19 protein-coding genes are annotated in these 26,460 nt (G+C 40.2%); 16 read left to right on the top strand and 3 right to left on the bottom strand.

Annotation, left to right across the window (positions count from 1 at the left end; translation table 11 throughout):
* The first annotated feature begins 74 nt into the window (after positions 1–74).
* The 8 genes from Q1A31_RS18270 to Q1A31_RS18235 all read left to right on the top strand — a co-directional run bounded on the left by Q1A31_RS18270 (position 75) and on the right by Q1A31_RS18235 (position 12,229).
* The gene (locus Q1A31_RS18270; RefSeq protein WP_299880313.1) at positions 75–2,756 is read left to right on the top strand and encodes a CBM9 family sugar-binding protein; all 2,682 of its coding nucleotides are present in this window, start codon (positions 75–77) and stop codon (positions 2,754–2,756) included.
* A 52-nt stretch (positions 2,757–2,808) separates the two neighbouring features.
* Positions 2,809–5,205, top strand: a complete 2,397-nt coding sequence (locus Q1A31_RS18265; RefSeq protein WP_299880304.1) for a sugar-binding protein — start codon at positions 2,809–2,811, stop codon at positions 5,203–5,205.
* Between the two features lie 397 nt (positions 5,206–5,602).
* Complete coding sequence (locus Q1A31_RS18260; RefSeq protein ID WP_299880301.1) at positions 5,603–7,201, top strand: isocitrate lyase; 1,599 nt, start codon at positions 5,603–5,605, stop codon at positions 7,199–7,201.
* Positions 7,202–7,355: 154 nt separating this feature from the next.
* Entirely contained in the window at positions 7,356–7,862 is a 507-nt protein-coding gene (gene rraA / locus Q1A31_RS18255; RefSeq protein WP_299880298.1) for a ribonuclease E activity regulator RraA, read from the top strand.
* A gap of 155 nt (positions 7,863–8,017) precedes the next feature.
* Positions 8,018–8,770 (top strand): hypothetical protein, encoded by a 753-nt coding sequence (locus tag Q1A31_RS18250; RefSeq protein ID WP_299880295.1) that lies wholly within the window; start codon positions 8,018–8,020, stop codon positions 8,768–8,770.
* Between the two features lie 125 nt (positions 8,771–8,895).
* Entirely contained in the window at positions 8,896–10,485 is a 1,590-nt protein-coding gene (locus tag Q1A31_RS18245; RefSeq protein WP_299880294.1) for a vWA domain-containing protein, read from the top strand.
* Between the two features lie 27 nt (positions 10,486–10,512).
* Entirely contained in the window at positions 10,513–10,896 is a 384-nt protein-coding gene (locus Q1A31_RS18240; protein WP_299880291.1) for a hypothetical protein, read from the top strand.
* A 163-nt stretch (positions 10,897–11,059) separates the two neighbouring features.
* Positions 11,060–12,229, top strand: a complete 1,170-nt coding sequence (locus Q1A31_RS18235; protein ID WP_299880288.1) for a GGDEF domain-containing protein — start codon at positions 11,060–11,062, stop codon at positions 12,227–12,229.
* A 66-nt stretch (positions 12,230–12,295) separates the two neighbouring features.
* On the opposite strand, the gene Q1A31_RS18230 is transcribed toward Q1A31_RS18235, so the two are convergent.
* The 3 genes from Q1A31_RS18230 to Q1A31_RS18220 form a co-directional block, all read right to left on the bottom strand.
* Complete coding sequence (locus tag Q1A31_RS18230; RefSeq protein ID WP_299880284.1) at positions 12,296–12,634, bottom strand: multidrug efflux SMR transporter; 339 nt, start codon at positions 12,632–12,634, stop codon at positions 12,296–12,298.
* A gap of 123 nt (positions 12,635–12,757) precedes the next feature.
* Positions 12,758–13,690, bottom strand: a complete 933-nt coding sequence (locus tag Q1A31_RS18225) for an amidohydrolase family protein (protein ID WP_299880281.1) — start codon at positions 13,688–13,690, stop codon at positions 12,758–12,760.
* 2 nt (positions 13,691–13,692) lie between these two features.
* Positions 13,693–15,711 (bottom strand): hydantoinase/oxoprolinase family protein, encoded by a 2,019-nt coding sequence (locus tag Q1A31_RS18220; RefSeq protein WP_299880279.1) that lies wholly within the window; start codon positions 15,709–15,711, stop codon positions 13,693–13,695.
* A 247-nt stretch (positions 15,712–15,958) separates the two neighbouring features.
* Between Q1A31_RS18220 and purU the strand changes: the two genes are divergently transcribed.
* From purU to Q1A31_RS18180, 8 genes are all read left to right on the top strand, one after another.
* Positions 15,959–16,807 carry a formyltetrahydrofolate deformylase gene (gene purU, locus Q1A31_RS18215; protein WP_299880276.1) on the top strand — a complete coding sequence of 283 codons (849 nt, stop codon included), beginning with the start codon at positions 15,959–15,961 and terminating at the stop codon, positions 16,805–16,807.
* A gap of 86 nt (positions 16,808–16,893) precedes the next feature.
* A complete protein-coding gene (locus Q1A31_RS18210; protein ID WP_299880273.1) occupies positions 16,894–19,344 on the top strand; it encodes an FAD-dependent oxidoreductase in 2,451 nt (816 codons plus the stop codon).
* A gap of 108 nt (positions 19,345–19,452) precedes the next feature.
* Positions 19,453–20,082, top strand: coding sequence for a helix-turn-helix domain-containing protein (locus Q1A31_RS18205; RefSeq protein ID WP_299880270.1), 630 nt, complete (start codon positions 19,453–19,455; stop codon positions 20,080–20,082).
* Between the two features lie 155 nt (positions 20,083–20,237).
* Positions 20,238–21,335, top strand: a complete 1,098-nt coding sequence (locus Q1A31_RS18200; RefSeq protein WP_299880267.1) for a thioredoxin fold domain-containing protein — start codon at positions 20,238–20,240, stop codon at positions 21,333–21,335.
* 238 nt (positions 21,336–21,573) lie between these two features.
* Positions 21,574–22,722, top strand: coding sequence for a GGDEF domain-containing protein (locus Q1A31_RS18195; protein ID WP_299880264.1), 1,149 nt, complete (start codon positions 21,574–21,576; stop codon positions 22,720–22,722).
* A 149-nt stretch (positions 22,723–22,871) separates the two neighbouring features.
* On the top strand, positions 22,872–24,044 hold the full coding sequence (locus Q1A31_RS18190; protein WP_299880261.1) for a GGDEF domain-containing protein: 1,173 nt from the start codon (positions 22,872–22,874) through the stop codon (positions 24,042–24,044).
* Positions 24,045–24,569: 525 nt separating this feature from the next.
* Positions 24,570–25,379: a hypothetical protein gene (locus tag Q1A31_RS18185; protein WP_299880258.1), complete on the top strand. Its 810-nt coding sequence runs from the start codon at positions 24,570–24,572 to the stop codon at positions 25,377–25,379.
* A gap of 191 nt (positions 25,380–25,570) precedes the next feature.
* Positions 25,571–26,323: a Crp/Fnr family transcriptional regulator gene (locus Q1A31_RS18180; RefSeq protein WP_299880255.1), complete on the top strand. Its 753-nt coding sequence runs from the start codon at positions 25,571–25,573 to the stop codon at positions 26,321–26,323.
* The last annotated feature ends 137 nt before the right edge of the window (positions 26,324–26,460 follow it).

Below are 26,460 nucleotides of genomic sequence, written 5' to 3'. Positions count from 1 at the left end.
TGAGGGGATTCAGGTGAATAAACCGATAATGATGCATAGTTTGCTAATTAACATGGATTGCTAAAACAATAATAATGAATGACTTACCAAAGAAGCTAAAGCCAAATTCACTGCCAAAAACAGGAGTTATCGGGCTATTATTTATTTTACAGTGCATCTTTTTCACGCACTATAGCTATGCCGGACCTAATACGCGTTCCCCGATAGGAGTGAACAGTAACGAGGTCATGGATGATGATGCCAGCATTCCTTTCATTGACGTTTTTAAAACCTCCATTCCATTTGAAGAAGCGCGCCCCTGGCTAACTAAAGGCAAGGTTGAATATGATGAGCACGGTTGGCCTAAAAATCTTAATGGCGGACAAGCAGGTACTCGCTTCCTTTATAAACTTCCTAAAGAAACAGTACCTGAAGGTAATTACACCGTCCTTTATGATGGCGAAGGTATTCTTACATATAGCGATGATGCAAAACTGGTCAGCCGCGAACCTGGAAAAGATATCATTTCAATACACGCCGGAAAAGATAATGAATTCCGCGTTAAATTAATCATCAAAAATAGTAATGCAAAAAACTATCTACGTAATATCCGTGTAATCATGCCAGGTGGCGTATGCTCGAACAATCCGTTCAAACGTGTAAAAGATAAGCGCTATTGTAAAGGCTCTCGTTATTTAGCTTTTGAAAATTACCATGAAGGTTTAATTTTTAATCCTGCATACCTAGATTATATGAAGGACTTCAAAGTCGTTCGTTTCATGAATATGTCTGGAATTACACGTAACCCTATTAGTTCTTGGGATGAACGTCCTAAATTAAAAGATGCCACTTGGGCTGGTAAACAAGGCGTGCGTGGAGCTCCTCTTGAGATTATGGTTGCATTAGCCAACCGCTTAAATGCCGACCCGTGGTTTACCTTACCGCACAAAGCAGATAATAATTTTGTTAGACAATACGCAAAGTATGTAAAAGACAACTTAAAGCCCGGATTGAAGGCTTATGTTGAATACACCAACGAAGCATGGAACTCAATTTTCACTCAAGCCCATTACGTAAAAGATATGGGTGAGCGTATGCAACTGGATGAAGACAGAGACAAAGCAGGTTACAAATACTTTTCACTTCGCTCAGTACAGATCTTTGATATGTGGGAGCAGACTTTCGGTGGCACAGATAGAATCGTTCGAGTAATGGGCAGTTGGACTGGCTGGACACGATTATCTGAAATGCTTTTATCTTACAGAAATGCTTACAAAAAGACTGACGCGGTTGCGATTGCGCCCTATTTCTTTCCTAGCAAAAAAAGCGCTCAAAAAGCACGTTCTGTTAGCCAATTATTTCAATTGATGTATGACCCAAAAGAGAAATACTCGATTCCAAAAGTACTGGGTTACATTCATAAGAATGCAGAAACAGCCAAAAAATTTGGTGTTGATCTAATAGCCTACGAAGGCGGACAACACCTTGTGGACTGGAAAAGTCGTAACGTAACGTCTCACCCTACCAAACTGATGATACAAGCCAATAAAGATTGGCGTATGGCAAAGGCATACAGCGTATTTATGCGTGGCTGGAGAGACAACGGTGGCAAGTTATTCGTCAACTTCTCTGCACCTAGAACTTATCAGTGGTTTGGTAGCTGGGGAACGAAAGAATACATTACACAGCCTATCAACAAAGCACCTAAACATCGTGCGTTATTGCAATACGCTCGCAAGAACCCTTGTTGGTGGAGAGGTTGTAGCAGCCCTACTATCGCAAGATTAGATAAACCTGCAAACAATCCTGTTGGCGATGTGTATGCATTAGTTCCTTCAAAGAAAAAGAAAAACGTTCCGGGTAAAACGCTTGCTAATCCAGCTATGATAGCTAAAGCAAAGGCACAAGCTAAACCTTCTACTAAACCTAAAACAGTGGCAAAAGTCACTACGCCTAAAGTTATAGCAAAAACACCAGTAGTTGCTAAAGCGGCAGTCAAAACTGCGACTACTGCCGCTAAAACTGCTGTGGCAATTAATAACCCTGCAACAAAAGCTGTGGTTGCAACAACAGTAGCTAAAGCTGCAGCTAAGCCAATTTGGGAATCGGCAACAGCTTCATCAGGCAATGCTCAGAACAAAGCTCCAGCAAAAACACCAAAGCCAGTTTCAAAACCTGTAACTGCTTCAAATGATCATGATGCGGTTGTTCATCGAGTTAAAGGTCGTGGACGCTTCTGGAGCAACAAAGCTGCCCTGCATTTAAGAAATATAGTGGATGGCCAGATAAATGGAGGCAGTGACCTCTCCGGCGTATGGCAAACACATTGGGATAATAAATATCTACATGTTCGCGTCGATGCACTCGATGATAAATTTATGCGTGATTCAGCAGCTCCCTGGGGAGATGATTCAATAGAAATTTTCGTTGATGCTGATGGAAGCCGCAATAATAAATTTGACGGTAAAAATGATTTCCACTTTATCTACCGCTGGAAAGACAGAAACGTCAACCTTAGCAAAAGCTCGCCTAGAAAAAGAATGCTAGGTATCAAGCAAACCATGACCAGAACAGACAAAGGTTACACCCTGGAAACGTCTATACCCTGGACTACATTGGGAGTACGCCCAGTAGCTGGAAGAAATATTGGCATTGATGTTCAAATCAATGATGATGACAGCGGCAGTGGACGTGATGGCAAGCTAGCATGGCATGCGACAAATGATCAGGCATGGAAAAACCCACAAACATTTGGCAAGTTGGTATTAGGCATATAATATGCCTAATATATAATAGAGCTCATCTCCTTCAACTTCCAAACCACTTTACATGCAGAAAATCATCAAGGGATTATTTCTCCTTGCAATTGTTTTATTGACACTTGCAGTGGGTGCGTATCTTAATCAACACTATCAAAACTATAAAAACTTTAATATGCCCGCTGCAAAACCACCTTCTGCAGAGCAATTAAAATCAGTACTCAATGCTAAACGCACTGCAAACAATCTCGATAAAAAAAACAAGAAACAACAAGATGTTTTTCTTGGAATAAATACTGCCGATATCAGAGAAGACACTTCAAGCGTTCAGTTCTTAAATTTATTTAAACCTGCAATTCCTTTTGCTGAAACAGTGCCCTGGGGTAGTAACAAAGATGTTGAATACGATAAAAACGGCTATCCAACAGACCTTAAAGGAGGCCAAGCCGGTACCAAGTTTTTAAATCGACTACCTGCTGAAACTATAGAAGACGGTTTCTATACGGTTTTATATGATGGTGAAGGCGAGATTTTTTATGGTAATGATGCCCGCTTAATCGTACATCGCCCTGGCAAAGATGTGATAGAAATTAAAGCAGGAGAAGATAAAATCCTCAACGCATCGCTGTTTATCAAAAAAACAACTAAAGATAATTACATCAAGAATATTCGCATTCTCCCTGAAGGCGGTATTTGTGATGGCTATCCTCATATAAAAGTAAAAATAGCATCAGACTGCAGCAAAGGTGAATTCCTCTCCTTTGAAAAACACCATGACAAAATTTTATTCAATCCTGATTACTTAAACTTCATGAAAGATTTTCAGGTTTTGCGCTTTATGAATATGTCTGGGATGACTCGAAATCCGGTAGAAAACTGGAGCACAAGAAACACCCTTGATAAAGCAACCTGGGGAGGACGTGCTGGACTATATTCTCGCGGAGCACCCGTAGAGATAATGGTGGCTTTAGCCAACCAGGTTAATGCGCACCCTTGGTTCTCAATGCCATACAAAGCAAATGATGATTACATTAGGAAGTTTGGCGAATATGTAAAAGCCAACTTAAACCCAAATCTAAAAGCTTACATCGAATACAGTAATGAAGTATGGAACCCGATCTTCATTCATCATGATTACGCCATAGAAAAAGGACTCGAAGAAAAACTAGATACGAGTAAATCACCCGCAGGTTACAAATGGTATTCAAAACGCAGCGTTGAAGTATTTAAAATCTGGGAAAAAGCTTTTGGAGGTTCTGAACAATTAGTGCGCGTTTTAGGTAGCTGGGCCAGTAATCAGAACATGTCTAGCCAGATACTCGCTTATGAAGACGCTTATAAACACACTGATGCAATAGCAATAGGCCCTTATGTATCTGCTCACCCGAAAGTGTTACGCAAAGCTAATAGCGTCGATGACGTATTTAAAGCAATGATGGACAAAAACTCTAAATGGGGCATGAAAACCATCATTTCCTATATTCAGAAACAACAAAAAGTAGCCTCTTCTTTTGGTGTCGACTTAATTGCCTATGAAGGTGGTCAACACCTTGTAGATTGGGATACACGAAAAGTAAATCAGCACCCTAACCCATTGCTTTATGCCGCGAATCGTGATCCACGCATGGGAATTGTCTACGATGAATTAATGAGAGAGTGGAAACAAGCTGGCGGAAAACTGTTTGTAGCCTTCAGTGCACCTCGAATTTATAGCTGGTACGGAAGCTGGGGTGTTAAAGAACACATCAGACAAGCACGTGCAGACGCACCTAAGTATGATTCTTTATTACGCTATCTAGATAGCAATCTACATCCGGAAGAAACCGAAAATGCTACGGCGCAAAGTGTCATCGTCGCAGAACAAACTGAGCTTCCAGTACCTTATGCTAAAAAACCAGAGCTAATCTGGAATATGCAACAAAGTAGAACCATACCCTCAAGATTATCTGGGGTATCTGCTAGTGACATTAGCGCGAAATGGCAATCAAACTGGGATACCAAACACCTCTATTTCAGTTTTTCAGTGAATGATAATGATATTCAAAAAGGTGATGAAATAATCTTAACGCTTGATACGAGCAATGAAAATAAAAGTAACGACAAAGACCCAAAAAACACCATAGCAAATAAAACTGACGATAATGTCAGTCAATCAGAGGATAAAATAGGGTCAGATACCGAAGAAATTAAAGCTAAGACCTTCACCTTTACCCCATTTGATTCTTTAGGTTCTCAGACACATTTAATTCAAACAGATACAGGCTATCAATTAAACGTAGCGATACCCTGGAACGAAGTTTTTGCTGAGAAATCTAAGATTCATGCTAGTAATGGCACCAAGATTGGAGTAAATATTAACGTGATAGATATTGATGAAGATATTAAAGGGAGCAAATCTTTGCATTGGGCTGATACCAATAAAGCTCTGCCAAAACTGATTTTAAAGAATACGCCTGTTACTCAATAATTATTTATTTCATTTTTTCAACTGAATTAAGTACCATTTCAGCTCTCATTTAAGTACCAGCATTACTTATTTTAGGCTTTGCAAATATAAACTAATTTAATAACTTTACTGCTTTAGTATTAACTTTTCCGTTAAAGTTATAGGATTAAAGTTAAATAAGACTATTCAGCCATAAACAATTCTAATCAGCTATCTAAAGTTCTATTTGTTACTATTCATGAGGTGAATAGTAAAAATTTAAATAAGTTACTTGTTTAATAATCCAATTCTACTACTCTTAGCCGCCACTGATGTTGCAGAGCAACATTTTAGCGGTAGTCATTTATTACGCCTTCTCAGGCACATATGGCTTTATTTTTTTAGCTCCATAAATCAATATTTAGAAGGAGGAGAACACATGTCACAGTATCAAGACGATATACAAGCTGCATCAGCTCTTAAGGATAGTAACGGATCTTCATGGGATGCGATCAACCCAGAGTCAGTTGCACGTATGCGTGCTCAAAATAAATTCAAGAATGGTTTAGACGTCGCTCAATACACAGCAGACATTATGCGTGCTGATATGGAAGCGTACGATAAAGATTCTTCTATGTACACACAATCGCTAGGTTGTTGGCATGGGTTTATTGGTCAGCAAAAAATGATTTCTATCAAGAAGCATTTTGAAGGCAAAACTGACCGTCGTTACCTATACCTTTCTGGCTGGATGGTAGCTGCGCTACGTTCTGAGTTCGGTCCATTACCTGACCAGTCAATGCACGAGAAGACTTCTGTTGCCGCTTTAATCAAAGAACTATACACATTCCTACGTCAAGCTGACGCTCGTGAATTAGGTGGTCTTTTCCGTGAGCTAGACGCTGCACGTGACGCAGACGACATGGCTAAAGCAGCTGAAGTACAAGATAAAATTGATAACCACGTAACACACGTAGTGCCAATAATTGCTGATATCGATGCAGGTTTCGGTAACGCAGAAGCAACTTACCTTATGGCTAAGCAGATGATCGAAGCGGGTGCTTGTTGTATCCAGATCGAAAATCAGGTTTCTGATGAGAAGCAATGTGGTCACCAGGACGGTAAAGTAACTGTTCCTCACGAAGACTTCCTTGCGAAGATCCGTGCTGTACGTTACGCGTTTCTTGAGCTTGGTATCGACAACGGTGTTATCGTTGCACGTACTGACTCACTAGGTGCTGGTCTTACTAAGCAAATCGCTGTATCTAACGAGCCAGGCGATCTAGGCGACCAATACAACGCATTCCTTGATTGTGAAGAAGTATCTCCAGAAGATATGAAAAACGGCGATGTTGTAATCAACCAGGGTGGCAAGCTTGTACGTCCTAAGCGTTTACCGTCTAACCTATTCCAGTTTAAAGCTGGTACTGGTGAAGCACGTTGTGTTCTTGATTGTATTACTTCATTACAAAACGGCGCAGACATGATCTGGATCGAAACTGAGAAGCCACACGTTGCTCAAATAGGCGGAATGGTTAACGCAGTTCGCGAAGTTGTTCCTAATGCTAAGCTTGTTTACAACAACAGCCCATCATTCAACTGGACATTAAACTTCCGTCAACAAGTATTCGATGCAATGGCTGAAGCAGGACAAGACGTTTCTGCATACAACCGTGACGAGCTAATGGATGTTAAATACGATGGAACTGAGCTAGCAACAACAGCTGACGAGAAAATCCGTACATTCCAGGCTGACGGCGCACGTGAAGCAGGTATTTTCCATCACCTAATCACGCTACCGACTTACCACACAGCTGCATTGTCTACTGACAACCTTGCGAAAGAGTACTTCGGCGACCAAGGAATGCTTGGATACGTACTAGGTGTTCAACGTAAAGAGATCCGTGAAGGAATCGCATGTGTTAAGCACCAAAACATGTCTGGTTCAGATATGGGTGATGATCACAAAGAATACTTCTCTGGCGATGCTGCACTGAAAGCGGCTGGTGAAGACAACACCATGAACCAGTTCTCATAATTGAGAATGCCAATTATCTATTTATAGATGATTAAAAAGTTCGACAACACGGCACACCTTTTGGTGTGCCGTGTTGTTTCTGGAATTTAAATATTGAAAGTAAAACGTTTTAAATCTTACAATCGAAAATACAAATTTAAAGGAGTAATACCCGATGCCATTTTTAACAGCCGATTTATGTGATGAGTTTTGTGGGGATAATTGTGATGACGTACAAGTTGTAGGTTCTTGCCTTAACAATTATGGCGGACGTCCGAGAATCCATGGTGAAGTCGTTACTTTAAAACTATTTGAAGATAACCAGTTAGTTCGTGATCAGGTTAACTCGGATGGTCATGATGCAAATGGTAACGGCAAAGTGCTTGTGATTGATGCAGGCGCATCTATGAATCGTGCTGTATTAGGTGACATGCTGGCAGCAAAAGCCGCTGAAAACGGCTGGAACGGCGTTATCATCAATGGCTGTGTGCGTGATTCAGTTGAAATGTCTACGATGGAATTAGGCGTTAAAGCCTTAGGAACTCATCCCCTAAAAACCGTTAAAAACGGCGTTGGTCAAACCAATGTTAAAGTGAGTTTTTTAGGATTGCACATCAATGCGGGTGATTACATCTATGCTGATGAAGATGGTGTAATTGTCTCACCAAAAGCATTAGTTTAAAGCCCTTTTAACGCGCCAATACCAAAAGGGTGTCTTTTTAATTATAAAAGGACACCCCCCTACTTTTAGGCTCTTTTCCACAAATCACATTATAAAAATACTGATTTCCTAAACTAATACTATATCCAGATTCATGCTTGGTTATAATCGGGGTATTGCAACGTGTAAAAAATACTCGGGATTTTCTTATTTTCAAGAACATATTAAAACTGACCTCAACGGGAGCCATAATTTCAATTATTTTAATTGGCTTGTTCGCGTGGTGGTTTCAAACATCATGGGTCTATATTTTAGGGTATGCTGGCATTTCTTTAGTTGCTCTTGTTTCTCTGCCATTGCTCTATCGTTTATTTGGTTATCGGCTTCAGGACGAACTCAACTGGTTAAAAAATAGAGAACTCAAAGAACATTATGAGATGCTAGATCGTTTAAAAGCAGTGACTAGTGAACTCACAAAATTAAACAATAAAGAAGGCATGCATCAAGCTAAAGTACTCACTGATATTATTGAAGACTATCACCATGTCGTAGAAACACGGTTTATGGGAAATGAACACGGCCCACTTAGCTACCTGTCATCAGCACGTACGGTGCAGTTGAATGCGCTACAAAACTTAACCGACATGGTAGCTATCGATCACAGTATTTCCAGCATTATGCGGAATAAACTAGATGAAGAAAGCGTCATTACTGATCAAATACAACAGCGTCAAGACAAGCAAATAACGTTACGCGAAGGTCAGGGAAAACGCATGGAAGAACTGGTTGAAGAAAATCGAAAACTCTTTAATGCGTTAATGGAAACTGCTGTTGAAGTTGCCAATATCCCATCTTTTAGTAAATTTGAACGCATCCATACATTGAGTAGACTGGTTAGTCTGGCAGAAGTAACAAAACTCAGAAAGTAATAAAAAAGGTATAAATGAGGGTATTAGATATGTATTTTAAGAAGTCTAACTTAGCTATTTTTAGCATTGTTTTTAGTAGCATCCTATTAAGTGCATGTGGGGATAATTTACTACCCAACTCGAATATGAGTAAAGAAGATGCATACAGCGAAATCAAAAAATTCGAAAAAAGCGTCAATCCCAGTTACAGAGAAAATAATGTACGCGCCAATATAAAACTGAGCAAAACCAACCTACTCTCTATGTTGCCTAATTTAGATGACTACCCTATTCAAGGTAATCAACGAGATAGCTCAACCGTTGAAGTTGTTGAAATTTTTACTTCATCAGAAAAAGGTGGCACCGATCGTGATGGTTTATTTGTAGATATGGCAGAAAACTTTAATCGGATGGGGCAAAAGACATCTAACGGTAAACAGGCATATATAGCTATCCGTAAAATAGCATCAGGACTGGGCGCACAGTTCATTATCTCTCAAAATTATGTTCCAGACGCATTTTCACCTAGCAACAATCTATGGGGTGAAATGCTCAATGCCAACGGCGTTAAAACCGAAACAATCGCTGAAGCAACGGCTAAAAATACAGCAGGAATTGTCGTTAAGAAATCCAAAATGGATATGATTACCGAAAATGGCAAACTGGATATGAGCAAATTACTCACCGTCGTCAGCAGTGGTGATTTTGCAATGGGTTATACCAACCCTTATCAATCAAGTACCGGACTTAACTTTTTAATTACCGTGTTGAATGCTTTCTCTGATGGTGATGAATCACAAATGCTATCACCCGATGTTGCTTCATCCTTCGAAACCTTTCAGGGCGGTGTTCCTTATGTAGCCCAAACCACATTACAAATGCGTGATGAAACGGGAAATAGCGGAGTGTTAGATGGTTACGTCATGGAAAAACAATCCTATATAAATCTTAAAGGTATGAATGACTATCAATTTATCCCTTTCGGTGTGCGCCATGACAGTCCGCTCTATGCAACGCCTGAAGCCGATGAAAGCGAACGCGAAGTGCTAAAACTCTTTGCTCAGTTTTTAGAAACTCAAAATAAACAATTGAAGAACTACGGCTTTGATCAGACCCCAGAATATAAAAGCGCCTATCAAATCAAAGATAACAACATCATTGGCGAAGCCCAGAAACTCTGGAAACAAAGAAAATCCGGCGGCAAGCCGATCGCTGCAATTTTCGTGGCTGACGTTTCGGGTTCGATGGAAGGTATACGAATTAAAAATCTAAAACGCGCATTGATAGACTCGTCTGATTTAATCAGTAGTAAAAACGCCATTGGCTTAATTACTTACAACGATAGAGTTAATGTAGATCTTTCTATTCGTCCTTACAATGTTCAACAGAAATCACTATTTATCGGCGCGGTTGAACGATTATCAGCGGGAGGCAAAACGGCAACTATCGATGCTACAGTGACTGCAATGTCTGAGTTAATTAAGTTTGACGAGAAGAACCCAGGCTATAAAAAAATAATTTTTGTACTCTCTGATGGCGAACGTACTGCCGGTCTGGACTATGACAAAGTCAAAGAAGCATTTGAGTGGTCTGCTATCCCCATACATACCATCGCTTATGAGCTAGATTCACCAGAAATGAAGGCCATGTCTGGTCTTGCAGAAGGCGCTTATATCAAATCAACCAGTAGTTCAGCATCTTACCGAATAGGTAACCTGCTCAATTCTGAAATGTAATCAACTCTTTTAACTAAGCTAAAATCGATGAAATATCTCAAAGTATTCTCGCTCTTTATTATTTTCCATGTCACAGCCTGGGCAGGCGCGCACACGTATTTCAATAGTAATAAAGAGCAAATACTCATCGTGGTGGATACTTCATATTCGATGAAACAAAAGTTTCCAGAAATAAAACAATGGATTGAAGACTACGAAAGCAGTGCGCGCTACAAAAACATCATGATCGGCACTGATAAAGCCATGTTAGGTAAACTGAGCGAACTTCGACGTAAAGAAGAAATTTTCCGGACTGCTTTTGGCATTATGAAAGAAGATAACCTTAAACGTTACCTCAATCAAAAAGGTAAAAAAATTCTATTATCTGATGGAGTAATAGCACCTGAAGGCTGGGAGATAGTAGATTTTTAATTTCCTAATGACCACTTGTCCTACATTTTAATAATAAGCTAATAAAAATGATAAAATGATTGCACACAAGTTGAACTAGCTCTTTTTAATAAAAGATAGTGTAATGCTACTAATTGCGTAACGCCACTTACAGCGTTAAACCACAAATAATAAAAAACAAAATATGGACAACATTCAATTAACTGCAGAACAGGAACTGTCCTTTCAGCAAAGCTTGAAACGTGAAAAGAAACATTCAGCACGAATTATTTCATTTCTTGGCGCAGCTTTATTTATTTGCCTGACTGCTATTAATTACCTGGCTTTACCCGCCAATGAGTTTTCTAATATTCTACCGACAACTCTCGTTACATTATTTGTTTTAGGCACTTTCTACACGCTGACGTATCGAAACTGTTTCTTCAAGCACTATAGCTTAATCGGCATGGCTACTTTTCTCGCTGTAGGCTTAGCTATTTGCATGATGATTGCGTTATCAACACCCGGAAGATATTCACACAACGTTTATTACTTAGCGCTGATGCTGTTGATCATCACAACATTTAGCTGGAGTTATATGCCACGCAGGCTATCAATTCTGGTCACGGGAATCCTGATTACGACATTTACCGCCATTAAAATTGTGATGCATAATGCATTAAATGAAGAATTATTGATTCTGGTTGTCAGCGTGTTTTTCTTAATCGCATCGGCAAGCATTGTCGCAATGGCTCAAGTATTACGTGATAAATACATCTTTAAAAACTTCCTGCTTCAGGAACAGTTACAAATAAACCTTGAAGAAAAAGCACGCGAAGCAAAACACCAAAAAGAACTCGCCAATAAGGACGCACTCACCGATTTACCAAATCGTCGGTACATTACCAGAACGCTTGATCATGCCATGCATCGAGCCAAAGAAAAGAATCTGGATTTAGTCATTATGTTCCTTGATCTGAATGGTTTTAAAGCCGTAAATGATAATTATGGTCACGATGCAGGCGATGAAATCCTTACCGAAATATCGAATAGATTAAAGACCTGTATTCGCACAGAAGATCAATTGGCGCGTATCGGCGGTGATGAATTTTTAATCGGCTTATTGATAAAGAAAAGCGAAGCGGATATACCCGAAAAAATCCGCGAAAAAATTCGCTCAACCGTTATACAACCAGTAGCTTTTAACGAACACTTGCTTAAAGTAGGCACCAGTATTGGAACTGCCAGCTACCCTGCAGATGGTCGGAATATTGAAGCCCTTATCAAACTTGCCGATGAAAATATGTATGCAGATAAATTAAGCATTAAAAGTAATCAAAAAAACGAAAAGGCAGAAAAGGCTAATGCCGCTTAATCTCGTTATCACAACTCTACTAACCATCACCCCCCACTTTTAGGGCATATTTTCTTAAAGCTTACTCTAATGATTGATACTTTTAGAAAAGAGATGAATCACAATCACACCCAATATAATTAAACCCATCCCCAGTATACTGGCCAAATCTGGTATTTCTTTATACTTCCAGGCCCCAACAATAGTCACTAATACAATACCCACGCCTGACCAGATCGCATAGGTAATACCTAGTGGAATAAATTTCAAAACCAGCGTCATAAAGTAAAAAGACACCAGATAAGCCACGATCATAATGACTGTAGGCACGACTTTTGTGAATTCTTCTGTGGCTTTTAAGCTGGATGTTGCAATGACTTCAGCGATTACTGCCAAAGCCAGAAATAAATAGGTGAATTCTTTCATGTAGTTAGCTCTTAATTAAATTCTTGTGATTGTAGATAAATATATTGGTTTTGTTAGATGAATGATTTGTAAGTGAGATAAGTTTTAAGTCACCCCCCTACTTCTAGGGCTTTTTTATAAGTCCTATTGTTTGACTTTAAACAGCTTCATTGCATTATCACGTTTAATCTTTATTGCGACATCGTCTGGTAATTGCGCCAACCAGCTTCGGTGAAATCCCCAGAATCGTCCTAACTGCTCCCAGCCGGTATCGGGCTCGCTCCAGCCATCTAGTTGGTCTACCGGCCAAACCGTATCTGAACCCACCAGAAAGCGATCTGCATATTTAATCATTAGCGCTTTCCATTCTGGCAACAGTTTTCCAGCTTCATCGGTATGCTGATTACCCACATATCGCCACGGATCACGTGCTGCCATGCCACCCCAGACATTCGGACACTTACCCATGACCTCATCCACTTGATCAGGTTTCAGTATGGCACCTGCATGCGCCCAGATGATTTTACTGTTTGGATTTTTCTCGCAAATTGCCAACATATAATTAGATTTTGAGAATTCTGTATGGATCATAATAGGTACATCGTATTCCTGCACCAATTTGAGCAAACCCGATAACACATTTGATGAATCGAGTTTACGAGCAAAGCCACCGCCCAGAATATGTAACTCGCCGACACCTTTATATTCACCTGAAGCTAGCGCTTTTCGAGCATCAACCAGCACTTTTTCATTACGTTGCCAACGATACCAATCTTGCGAATCCCGGTAAGGACTGTAGATAGCAATGACTTTTTCGGGTGCCAGTTTTTGTAGCAATAATGCATTTTTAGCAGGCTTACCAATCACCACTGCATGTGAAATATTTTGATCGGCCAAATACTGAATCGCCTGTTCTGGAGATGTAACTTCTTTTTGACTCCACTTGTAATGCATATGCATATCAAAAACAGTGTCTTTGTCTGTGCTTGCAACTGTCTCTTTAGCCGTAGCATTTACACTACCTATTAATATCAAATTACTAATAAAAAAATAACAAACTAACTTACTTAATTTCATTTCTAGCTCGCATGACTTTCACATTCAGCGATAATTTTAGCACTAATTAAACCCGCATCGTCCTCCATATCGGGGATTTCTACTCGCTCAATATTTACTGTGATATCAGATTCGTTTTGAACTTCCCCACCCTTGGTGATTAAATCCTGTTTTACTGCTGCAATAGACATTTTAGTCGCGATCTCCAATGCCTTAGTGGCTGATTCAGCGTGAATCACTTCATCTCGTGCATGAACCTGATAACCATGTTTTTCATGCAAAGTGACTTCTATAATACAGCTAGATTTCACATGACCGACAGCCGCTCCAATGGCATTTGCCACTGAACTATATTCGGGTACTAATACTTCTTTCCCCAGGCGATCGCCAACATCGGGATAAAATATTCCAGCAGGACCACCAACAGCCACCAAAGGTAATCGTGATTCAAATTTTATCTGTAAATCTTTGATAAGAGGATGCCCAGAGGCTACCGCATTGACCAAAACGTCATTATCATTAAATGACTTCTCAGCGAGTTGATCGATCATTAAACGCGTACTTTTTTCAACCACCGCTCCATGTACTTTTTGAGCGAAGGCTTGAATCTTTTCAGCGGTATTATTGTTACTCACATAACCCGTAGCACGACCCAACAATTCACAGGCATAAAAAGCTGCCTTGGTATTCCATTGTGATTGCATTCCCAATACGTGGGCCGCATCACTTGGAGTAAAGCCAGACATTCTGATCACCCCCCTACTTATAAGCCTTTTTAGGGTACTGCGATCTTTGGCAGAGACGATGACTTCACGAAAAGGGATTGGTTTCTCGGTACTTAATAAGCCTAGTAACTCTTGTTCACGCTCGCTAAAGTCAGAAGAGTCAGCGGATGATTGCAACAATAAATACTGCAATGCCGAATGCATACCGCTATCCGCTGTGAGTGCGCAGGCTAATTCTTCTTCAATATGTGGGAAACGCATCGCCAACATTGATAACGGCAATGCACGATTAGCTAATAACGTTATATTTTGTAAACCGTCAATTTCAACTTCGCTGTCGCCACCCAGACCCAGCGTTTTCATATCGATGGCTTTAACCAGAGTACGATAACCACCGACATCGGCACCCGCTTCATTCAAGGCTGGCCAGCCATCAACAACGGTTGCCACGTCCGTTGTCGTACCGCCGATATCTGAAATCAGAAAGTCCTTTTGACCGGTTAAATAACGCGCCCCGATAACACTCGCGGCGGGACCTGACAAAATGGTTTCTATCGGCGTGTACATCACAGAATCAGCACGGGCGATTGATCCATCACCTTTCACAATCATGATCGGAGCATTGATACCCAGGGTTTGCATGGCTTCACGCACCGCGCTTTCTAGTTGCACGATTAAAGAGACAATTTGTGCATTAAATCCTGCCGTTAGCGCACGCTTTGGCCCATTCAATGAATCGGAAAGATCACAAGAAGCTGTCACTGGCGCACCAGTGATTTCTTTGATTAACTCAGCCGCTTCTCTTTCATGAGATTGATTACGCACTGAATAATGACCTGCTACAGCAAATGCCTCAGCTTTGCCTATCTCACTGTTAAGTGCATCTCGAATTGTATCGAGATCTAAGGGTTGCTGTTCTTTACCGGTATAAACATGCCCACCATTGATCCGGACGATTGTTGCATCTGGTATCGCCTTTGTAATTTCAGTGCGTTCAGCCATTGCATCGTTAAAGCCCAGCAAGAAAACCACAAGAGATGATCCCTGCCCCTCAACCAGAGCATTCGTCGCCAAGGTTGTGGAAAGTGAAACCAACGCGATCTCAGAAACATCAAATGACTTGCCACTTTTATCTTTAGCAACTGTATCTGCCGTTTCGAGCGCTTGTTTCAAGGCATTGATAACGCCTAGAGACAAATTACCATGTGTGGTGAGTGATTTTGCACTGGCGAGGATTTCGCGTTTTGCGGTATCAACCACAACCGCATCGGTGTAGGTTCCGCCAGTATCAATACCTATCGTAAAGTGTTCTTTCATCTAGTTATTCTGACCTAATTTAATAAAGAAAACTGTTCTAAACTAACCTGTATTTAATCTTATCCCGACATCTAACACGACAAGTATTTCTATTTCTGTAGTGATTAAAACAACGCCTCTAATGTTGAAATTTCATTTTTTATCATTTAAATGAAATTTTTGTGTATTTTTTCATTTATTCTTCTACAATCACTTTAAATACACAGTATTAAAAACGATTTCATCGATATTACAAAGGGTCATAGCTATGCATACTTATCGTTTAACCTTCGATTGCCCAGACGCAATTGGCATCGTCAATCAAGTCAGTACTCTTATCACAAAACATAAAGGCTGGATTTCAGATGCTTCACAACATGGTGATGATGAAACTAAATGGTTTTTCTCACGCATCGAAATTCTTGCTGATTCACTGGACGTGAGTTTGGAAGAGTTTAGAGAATTACTCACGCCCTTAGCTGAATCGCTTAACTTGAATTGGAAACTAGAAGATAGTTCTGTTCCTAAAAAAGTCATCATGATGGCAAGTAAAGGTACTCATTGTTTAACTGATCTATTAGACCGTTGGCACAGTGGCGAGCTCAATTGTGAAATTCCTTGTGTGATTTCAAATCATGATGATATGCGTGGAATCGTAGAACATTACGGTATTCCTTATCACAAAGTTGTGATCGAGAAAGATAACAAGCAACCTGGATTTGATGAAGTAGAAAGACTAATTGAAGAGTATCAGGGAGACACAGTGGTTCTTGCGCGTTATATGCAAATCTTACCTCCTACGCTTTGTGCTAAATATAAACATAAAGTAATCAATATTCATCACAGTTTCTTGCCCTCTTTTATCGGTGCCAAGCCTTATCATCAAGCGTCAATTCGTGGGGTTAAATTGATTGGTGCAACCTGTCATTACGTCACTGAAAATCTGGATCAAGGTCCCATTATTGAACAGGATGTATCACGCGTTAATCACGGCGATAAAGTTGAAGATCTGGTTCGTTTAGGTAAAGACACGGAAAAACTGGTTTTAGCTCGTGGACTTAGAGCGCACTTAGAAGATCGCGTTTTAGTACACGGAAATAAAACCATCGTTTTTTAACAAACGATTTAGACACACAGCCTTAATTAATTAACAGTTAACACCACTTAACTTTTAACATTTAGATCCATTTAGAGAATAACACCATGAGTAAAGCATTACCTTCATCAGCACAAGTCGTAATCGTTGGCGGCGGCGTTATCGGTTGTAGTCTTGCCTATCACCTAACAAAATTAGGTATCACCGATGTGGTGTTACTCGAACGAAAAACACTAACCTGTGGTACAACATGGCACGCAGCAGGTCTGGTGCCTACGCTACGCGCTAATTACAGCATGTCGATGTTGGCAAAATACAGTGCGGATCTTTACGGCAAGCTTGAAGAAGAAACAGGACAGGCAACAGGCTATGTACGTAATGGCTCATTGACAATTGCGACAAATAAAGAACGCCTTGCAGAACTTAAACGTGGCGCATCTATGGCGAAAGTTGCAGGTTTCCCTTGTGATGTGATCGATCCAGATCAGGCTAAAGAAATGTGGCCATTACTGAATATAGATGATGTTGTTGGTGCCATCCACCTACCAAACGATGGCATTGCAAGTCCGGTTGATCTTACCAACGCTTTAGCACGTGGTGCGAAAAATGGTGGTGCTCAAATTTTTGAGAACACTAAAGTGATCGACATGATTATCAAAGATGGCAAAGCGGCAGGTGTGGTTACAGAGCAAGGCGATATTGAAGCTGAAATCGTAGTCAACTGTGCCGGAATGTGGGCGCATGAATTTGGTAAGAAAGCGGGGGTTAACGTCCCCTTACATGCAGCAGAACACTTTTACGTTGTCACCGAAAAAATGCCTAACCTACAAGACCATTTACCGACGATGCGCGATATGGATGGCTACTGTTACTTCAAACCAGAAGGCGGTCAATTACTGGTTGGTATGTTCGAGCCAGATGCAAAGCCTTGGGGTATGAAAGGTATTGCGGAAGACTTTAGTTTTGACCAAATCCCAGATGACTTTGATCATCTGGAACCTTACCTAGAAGCAGCCATGCATCGTATTCCTGAATTACAAGAAATGGGACTACAGCTATTCTTTAATGGTCCGGAATCATTCACCCCGGATGACCGCTTCCAATTAGGCGAATCACCTGAGTGTCGTAACTACTTTGTCGCTGCAGGCTTTAACTCGGTTGGTATTCAATCTGCTGGTGGTGCAGGTAAAGTATTGGCGGAATGGATACAGAAGGATCATCCACCACAAGATTTATGGCCCGTTGATATTCGTCGTAATAATCCATTCCAGGGAACCCAGCGTTATTTGTTTGAACGCACCACTGAAACTTTAGGTCTATTGTACGAAACGCATTACCCCTTTAAGCAATTCAGAACAGCACGCGGTGTAAGACGCTCAGTACTTCATTCTCAATTAGAAAAACTAGGTGCTGTATTTGGCTGTGAAAATGGTTGGGAACGCCCTAACTGGTTTGCTGATGAAGGTCAGAAACCTGAATACGAATACTCGTTTGGTAGACAGAATTGGTTCGACAACAATAAACGTGAACACGAAAACGTCCGAAATGGCGTAGGTGTTCTCGATCAGAGTTCATTCTCTAAATATCAGGTTGAAGGACCTGATGTAGTCAAGTTCATGAACCGCATCTGTTCGAACAACATCGATGTAGCCGTTGATAAAATGGTTTACACCCAATGGTTAAACGAGCGTGGTGGTATCGAAGCTGACGTAACACTTACGCGTATCCGTGAAGATGCTTATCTGATTGTATCGGGTGTATCTTGCCAAACACGTGACGTTGCCTGGTTACACCGCAATAAACAAGAAGATGAATCTGTTGTAATAAATGACGTAACTTCGGCTTATGCAGTAATCACAGTAATGGGACCAAAGTCTCGTGAGACCTTAAGCAAATTGACCGAAGCAGATATGTCTCACGAAGCATTCCCGTTTGCGAATTCACGCGAGATTGATGTGCAGTATGCATTAGTTCGTGCCTCACGAATTACTTATGTGGGCGAATTAGGCTGGGAGCTTTATGTCCCGACTGAATTTGCACCGAGTGTGTTCGATGCGGTTATGCAAGCCGGCGAAGAGTTCGACATCAAGCCGTACGGTTATCACACCATGAATTCATTGCGCATGGAAAAATGTTACCGTCACTGGGGACATGACATAACCGATGAAGATACTGCATTAGAAGGCGGCTTAGGCTTTGCTTCTGACTTCAATAAAGAAGGTGGATTCATTGGTAAAGAAGCCCTACTCGCACAAAAAGCAAAAGGCTTATTAACCAAGAGATTTGTCGCCTTCTTGTTTGAAGACGATCAACCACTGTGTTATCACGAAGAACCCATCTATGCGAATGGCAAAATTGCCGGCCGTGTGACATCGGGTATGTTTGGTCATACAATGGGGGCGACAATCGCTATGGGCTATGTAGAATACGAAGGTGGTATCGATAAAGCATGGTTAGAAGCCAGCGAATTTGAGATTGAAGTGGAATGCGTCCGTTACAAAGTAAAACCTTCACTTTCTTCATTCTATGATCCTAAAATGGAAAAGATTAAGTGTTAGAAATGAATTATTAGTCACCCCCCTACTTTAAGGCACTTTTTTAGAGTACATTTTGATTAATGCACAATAACATCTTCCGCAGTCATTGATAGAGAGAACACTAACCGAATGTCCAAAACCTTTACAGACAGATTAAGCGAGACAGAAGCTGCTAATGCTGAAGCTAATCAGGGCAATTTACGCCTTGGTCAGCAAATCCGTGACCTGCGTAAATCCAAAGGTATGACGATCAGTTACCTCGCCCACCAGATTAATAAATCGGTGGGTTATCTCAGTCAGGTAGAGCGCGGCGTTTCATCATTACCGATTCCTGTGTTACAGGCGATTAGCGATACGCTGGAAGTCCAGATAACCTGGTTTTTCCACACCGACACGCCACAAAAAGAAGATGAAGTAGACTATATCGTTCGGCGCAACACGCGTCGTCATCTTGAGTTTTCAGGTACCGGAGTTAGCGAAGAATTACTCTCACCAAGACTCAGTGGTGAAATCATGATGCTACAAACCACCTTAGAACCAGGCACCGTAAGCGACCCAGAGCCACGCCAACGCAAAGGTGGTGAAGATGCCGGTGTGGTGCTTTCTGGCACCCTAGAACTCACCATAGACAGCAAGCAATTTACTCTGGAAGAAGGTGATAGCTTTTCTATTTATGATGACAAACAACATTTCTACAAAAACCCATCAAAGAAAGACAAAACCGTCATCATCTGGGTACTCACTTCACAGAAGTACTAAATCATCTAGTTATAAACATTAATACTGTATCTATCTTGCCAGTAGTTAAATACAACTTTAGTGAGTTTGATGATCTACCTTAATATGTTATTTTGCCTAGTGATGTAAGCATTCCGCTTACTGCTCTAATAAAGACATAATAAAGACATAGCCTTATGAATTTACTCAATCATTTCTCATTAAAAACACTGTCAATTAAATCACTGTTGCTACTCGCTATCTGCTTCATCTACACTGGTAATTCAGTGTTTGCAGATAGCACGACAAGTGCATCTACAGATACCGCAACAACACCAGGGAAGATATTGGGTGGGGCTGACGTAGAATTCCCAGAGTGGTTCAAAGAAAGCTTTTTAGACTTTAGAGAAGATGCCGCCGAAGCTGCAGAAAACGGCAAACACATGCTTGTTTTTGCTGATTTAAACGGCTGTCCTTATTGCGCAAAGATGTTACAAGACAATTTCAAAACCGCAGAAAAAGATGGCGGCAATATGGAATTCATCAAAGCTAATTTCGATAGTATTCATATCAATATCAAAGGTGATCGTGAGATTGCATTCAACGAAGATACAGAAGTCACCGAACAGGAACTCGCCAAAGCATTAAAGGTTATGTACACACCCACGTTATTGTTTATGAACGCCAATAATAAAGTGGTTGCTCGACTCAACGGCTACCGCACACCCCGTGAATTCAAAACGGTATTGAATTACGTCAAAGATAAAGCCTACGAGAAAACAGATCTCGCCAGCTATCGTAGCGAAAATCTGAATGATGCCGTTTACGAGTTATTGCCGAATAACAACTTTACTGAAATTACCGATTTCAAAAAAGCCAGCGAACAAAACAAACCCATCGCCCTTTTATTTGAAGATAAAACCTGCGGCGAATGTTCACAGTTCCACAAAGATATCCTCGCCAAACCTGAAATTGACACGCTCATGAAAGCCTATAATTTTGTACGCCTAGATGCACTATCAGAGAAAGAAATCATCGATATAGACGGCAACAAAACCACCGCCAAAGACTGGATAAAAAAACTAGGTATCAGCTATCGACCAGCTTTGGTTTTATATGACAACGGTGAAGAGAAAGGTCGTGTTACTGGCTTATTAAAATCATTTCACATGACACAACTGCTCACCTATGTTGCCGATAAAGAATATGAAACGTATGAAACCTGGTTAGACTTTGGCAAAGTCTATGCAGATAAAATATTAAAATCAGGTAAAGATATTGATCTCTGGAAGTGATATTTCACTCTGACATTGAAACAACCTATCTAGATTTTTCAGATGCGTTCATTGGCATTTTTCCCATACGTTTAAATCAATAATAACAATCACTTCTATCACGCTTTTATTGTACAAACCACTTATCTGAAAAAGTAGTATTTAGCAGCTAATAAATTTAGTATGGCGACAATGCGGCAAACTGTTTGCTTGCAAATATATATTAATAATTATAAAAGCAGATAAGCCATAAACTAACGTGATAATAACTTCTAAACCATCCAAAGAAGAAACGGCTTCCTTCAATGAAAGCATAATAAATGAAAAAGTTTCTTCAACCCGTATTATTGTAATACTTGGGGCGCTGCTATTTATTGTTTATACGATAATGGACAAATTTGGCCTACCTGATGAAACGTTAGAAACAATTTATCTTGCTCGTGGATCACTTCTGCTGGTTCTTGCTTATATCTATTTCCTAACCTACAAACCCATATTCATAAAATATTATATTCCTATTTTAATGATTGGTTATTTTGCCTGTGGTACTACCATTTCGGTTGGCGTCTATGTTTCTCAAATGGGTGACTATTCATACGATTTGTACTTTGCTGCACTAATAATACTGGTGGCTACCTCTTTTTCCTGGAGTTATCTACCGATAAAAAGCTCAGTATTTATTAGTGCGTTTTTTATCTTAACCTACATCTGTATGAGAGTTTTTGCCCATAAAGACATAGAAGGGGTACGCTTACTAACACTAATGTCTCATGTATTTTATCTGGTATCTAGCGCGGTAATTGCAGCGACAGCTCAGTACATTAGAGATAATTTAATCTATAAAAATATTAGATTACAAAATAGCTTAATCCAGGAAGCAGAGGAACAAACAAAAGAAGCTGAAAAACAGGAAATACTCGCAAACCTGGACACACTGACAGGAATACCGAATAGACGCTATATCACAGAGTGCTTACAAAAGGCTCTAGAAGAAGCCGAACACACCAACACACTATTGGTCCTTATATTTATGGACCTCAATGGATTTAAAGCAATCAATGATACCTATGGCCATGACTCTGGTGATCGAGTATTGGAAGTCACGGCTAAACGCCTCAGACACACCATTCGTGAAGGAGATTATCTGGCACGAATTGGCGGAGATGAATTTCTTATCGGATTTAAAACGAATCGATTCTCAGCCAAGTTTATCGACAGTCTCTGTGCAAAACTAAAGAAGAATATTTTAGCTCCGATTGTATTTAACCACAGTAAATTACAGGTAGGAGTCAGTATAGGTTGCGCCTCATACCCCGGTGATGGAAAGACCATAGAAGAATTAATAAAAGCTTCAGACCAACATATGTATCTGGATAAACAAGAATCAAGACGAAGCAAAATAATGTAATGCATAACCAAAGACGAATACAGAAGCACTAAATAACAACTAATAAATAACAAAAAATAAGCAAGTACTCAAAATATAAGGATACTTCTGAGAATGGCTGTTTATATAACTTTTTAATAAAGATAAGAAACCACTAAAAACTAAAAAACGTGAACATAAACACTTTCAAAACAAAATACAAATCCATATCTTTTGGAGATAATCTGGCGGATGAAAAAGTCAATTCTACCCGAGTGATCGTGATACTCGGGAGTCTGCTTTATGTATTGTATTCAGTAATGGATTATTTTGGATTTTCGAAAGACGTCTTAATACAGCTCTATATCCCACGCGCAGCCAACCTTATCTTATACGCCTTTATATATTACCTAACCTACAAACGAGAATTCTTCCTCGAGCATTACAACAATATCCTTATGTCCGGTTATGTCGTATCCGGCATAGCGATCTGTTTTGCCATCTTCATAGCCCGAGATGGAGATTACTCTCATGGCATGTATTTCGCGGCGCTCATGGTACTTGTCTATAATTCCTTTACCTGGAGTTATCTACCCACGCACTTTTCGGTCATTCTGGGTGCCATGCTACTAGTCAGCTACGCAATCATCAAAATATACGTCCACCAAGATGCTACGGGCAGTCACTTCCTGTTATTCATTGGTCAGGTTTTTTATCTGATGTCGCTCATCACGGTCGCTGCAACGTCAAAAATAATTCGAGACAACCTCATCAGTAAAAATATGTTACTTCAGGATAAACTCACAAAGATTGCCAGGGTAAAAACCTTGGAAGCAGAAAGACATGCAAAGCTCGCGAATCTGGATGCACTCACAGGCTTACCCAATCGCCGTTCCATGACAAAACGCATGCGGCAGGCATTGGAAGAAGCAAAGCAATCTAATACCAAGCTCACCCTAATTTTCATCGACCTTAATGGATTTAAAAAAGTAAACGATCATTATGGTCACGACTCTGGAGATAAAGTCCTGGAAATCACCGCAAAACGCTTATTGCAAACCATACGAAAAGAAGACTATGTCGCACGCTTAGGCGGAGATGAATTTTTAATCGGGCTCAAAACCAACTGCTTCACCGATCAATTCATCAAAACACTGTGCAAAAAGATAAGAATAAATGTATCAGCCCACATCGCATATAATGGCTGTAAACTACATGTAGGAACCAGTATTGGAATCGCCAGTTACCCTGAAGATGGAGATAACATCGAGGAGTTGGTGAAGGTTGCCGATAGACGCATGTACATCGACAAACAACAGTGCAAAAAAGAAATAACTCCCTCCTTGAGTGAATCACTAATCTAATTCACATTAACTAAATCACGACTAAGTCACCCCCCTACTTTTAAGTGACTTTTCATTTTGTTATTTAAAATGACCAAAGAAACTTATGCTTTGCGGAATGATATTACGTTTTGTACTTTGAAAACGTAAATAGAATTTATGCTGCGCGAAGTGATTTTTCATTAATCAAAAAATGAAAATCCCAAAACTCAATTTATAAAAGATTATTTGCTTTGACGTATTTAGATCAACATCAATTAACAGCACTGTTAGTAAAACCAGACAAGACTACTGAATATCAGCAAAAGCAACCTGTAGAAAGTTGTTATCATTAAAAAATGAACACGATAGAAGCCATCAAGAAACTAACATAGATTAATCGCAATACTTTAATTTATGTTAATTTGTCATGCACGGTGAATTTTATTCGAATTAAATCCCTTATTCAGTCATATCATTAAACTGATTCAAGTTTCCATTCATCGTCTTTGATCATCATTCCCCTTTATGACGATCACTTTTATAAATTCCAAGGAGAGAACAACCATGTCAACAATAAAAATATTTACATTCTCAGCAATCATGACGCTATGCGGGGTTGTATCAGCAGATACGATGAATGGAGTTAACGACGGATCAGGTTCTGGACAAGGCTCAGGAAATGCAGCTGCAAATACACAAGGTGCAGGCAATGCAGCCGGAAATGCCACTGGTACTGGTACAGGCTGGGGCACAGGAAAAGGCGATGCCGATGGCGAAGTGGATTTCAATGTTAATTTTAAAGGTAAGGGCAAAACCAATATGGATCAGGCCCGCAGCTTTAGTGGCAATGGTCAGGGTTCAGGAAATACCGCAGCTAACGCTATGGGTGCCGGAAACACTGATGGAAACATGATGGGTAATGCACAGAACTCTAATAGAAGCGGTGGCTACGGCTCAAACATGCCTTGGAGTAACAATAACAACAATATGCCTTGGAACAGTGGCAGCAATATGCCTTGGAATAATAACAACGGTAATATGCCCTGGAACGGTGGTGGCAACATGCCGTGGAATAACAACAATGGAAATATGCCGTGGAACAATAGTGGAAACATGCCTTGGGGAAACAACCAGCCTAACAACTATGGCAACAATCGTGGCTATGCACCTCAGATGCAGATGCAAAGACAAGCAGCACCTCAAGGTTACAATGCTCAACGTGGTCAACAGGCACAGCGTCCAAACTATCAGCAAATGATGTCAGCGATGGAAGCTCAGCGTAGACAATATGAAGCGATGGCTAAACAAATTGAGCAACAACAAAAAGCCATGGCTGCTCAAGCTCAAAAAGGAAATGCAAATAAATCTCAGTAACACATGTAATATGATTCATTCCAACTTGAATGAATATTTGCAATACAGTAATCACTTGATGTAGTACGACATACAGTAATGCTCATCCTCCAAAGTGGTGGTATTAAGCGGTTCAGTTTCTGAACCGCTTTCTTTGTTTAATTTATTTACTTTCTTTTTTCTAAGATAGTCTTAAAAGCTGATGGCAAAAAATGGCTAGAAAATTCATCACTCAAGATTTACCAAAATGCGAAAATTGCGCTATTCGCAAATCTAGCCTGTTTGGTGAAATAGATACCTTTCATCTGGATAAGGTCAGAGAACTTCGAACCTCACAAATCACTTTTAACGCAGGTGATTACATTTATCATGAAGGTGATATACCCACCAGAGCCTACACACTTCATCAAGGATGGGTAAGCCTGTTCAAAACCCTCGAAGATGGTGGCAGACAAATTTTACGCTTTGCCCTACCAGGAGATTTTCTAAGCTATAAATCATCTAATCGGGCATTGGATCATTCGGCAATCGCACTAACCGACATCACTTTGTGTGCATTCCCGCTAGACCGATTTAAAACCAAACTTGCAGATTTACCCGAGCTATCCATCGCTATAAGTTCTGTTAGTGAAATGACCATTCAGCGTTGTTACTCAACATTAACGACCATTGCCAGCCATAATGCTGAAGTAAAAATAGCCTATTTGTTGCTGAGTTTATATATTCGCGAAACCTCGCTGAAACAGAATCAATCAGAGCCGATACATTTGCCTATCACCCAAGAAGATATAGGCGATGCCTTAGGCCTAACCACTATTCATGTAAATCGGACATTTAAAGGACTTCAAAATAAAGGTTTGATTGAATGTAATAATAGAAATCTACATATACCCGATCAGACTAATTTGGCAGAAGTGGCGAAAGTAAACCTGGAATCACTGAAAAAGTTGATGGTTGTGGTTTGATTACTAATGATTTCTTGCTGATACCGCTCTTTGATTTAAAAGCCAATTAATTTAAGACACCCCCCCATATATGGTCTCCTCCATTTTTGCAAAATAATATTCAACCGTTTTGACAGGGATAGATTTGCTTCCATATA

This window comes from uncultured Cocleimonas sp. (assembly GCF_947495625.1).
Lineage (GTDB): Bacteria > Pseudomonadota > Gammaproteobacteria > Thiotrichales > Thiotrichaceae > Cocleimonas.
The sequence above is the reverse complement of the archived record's forward strand: the minus strand, read 5'-3'. Positions and strand labels throughout refer to the sequence as shown.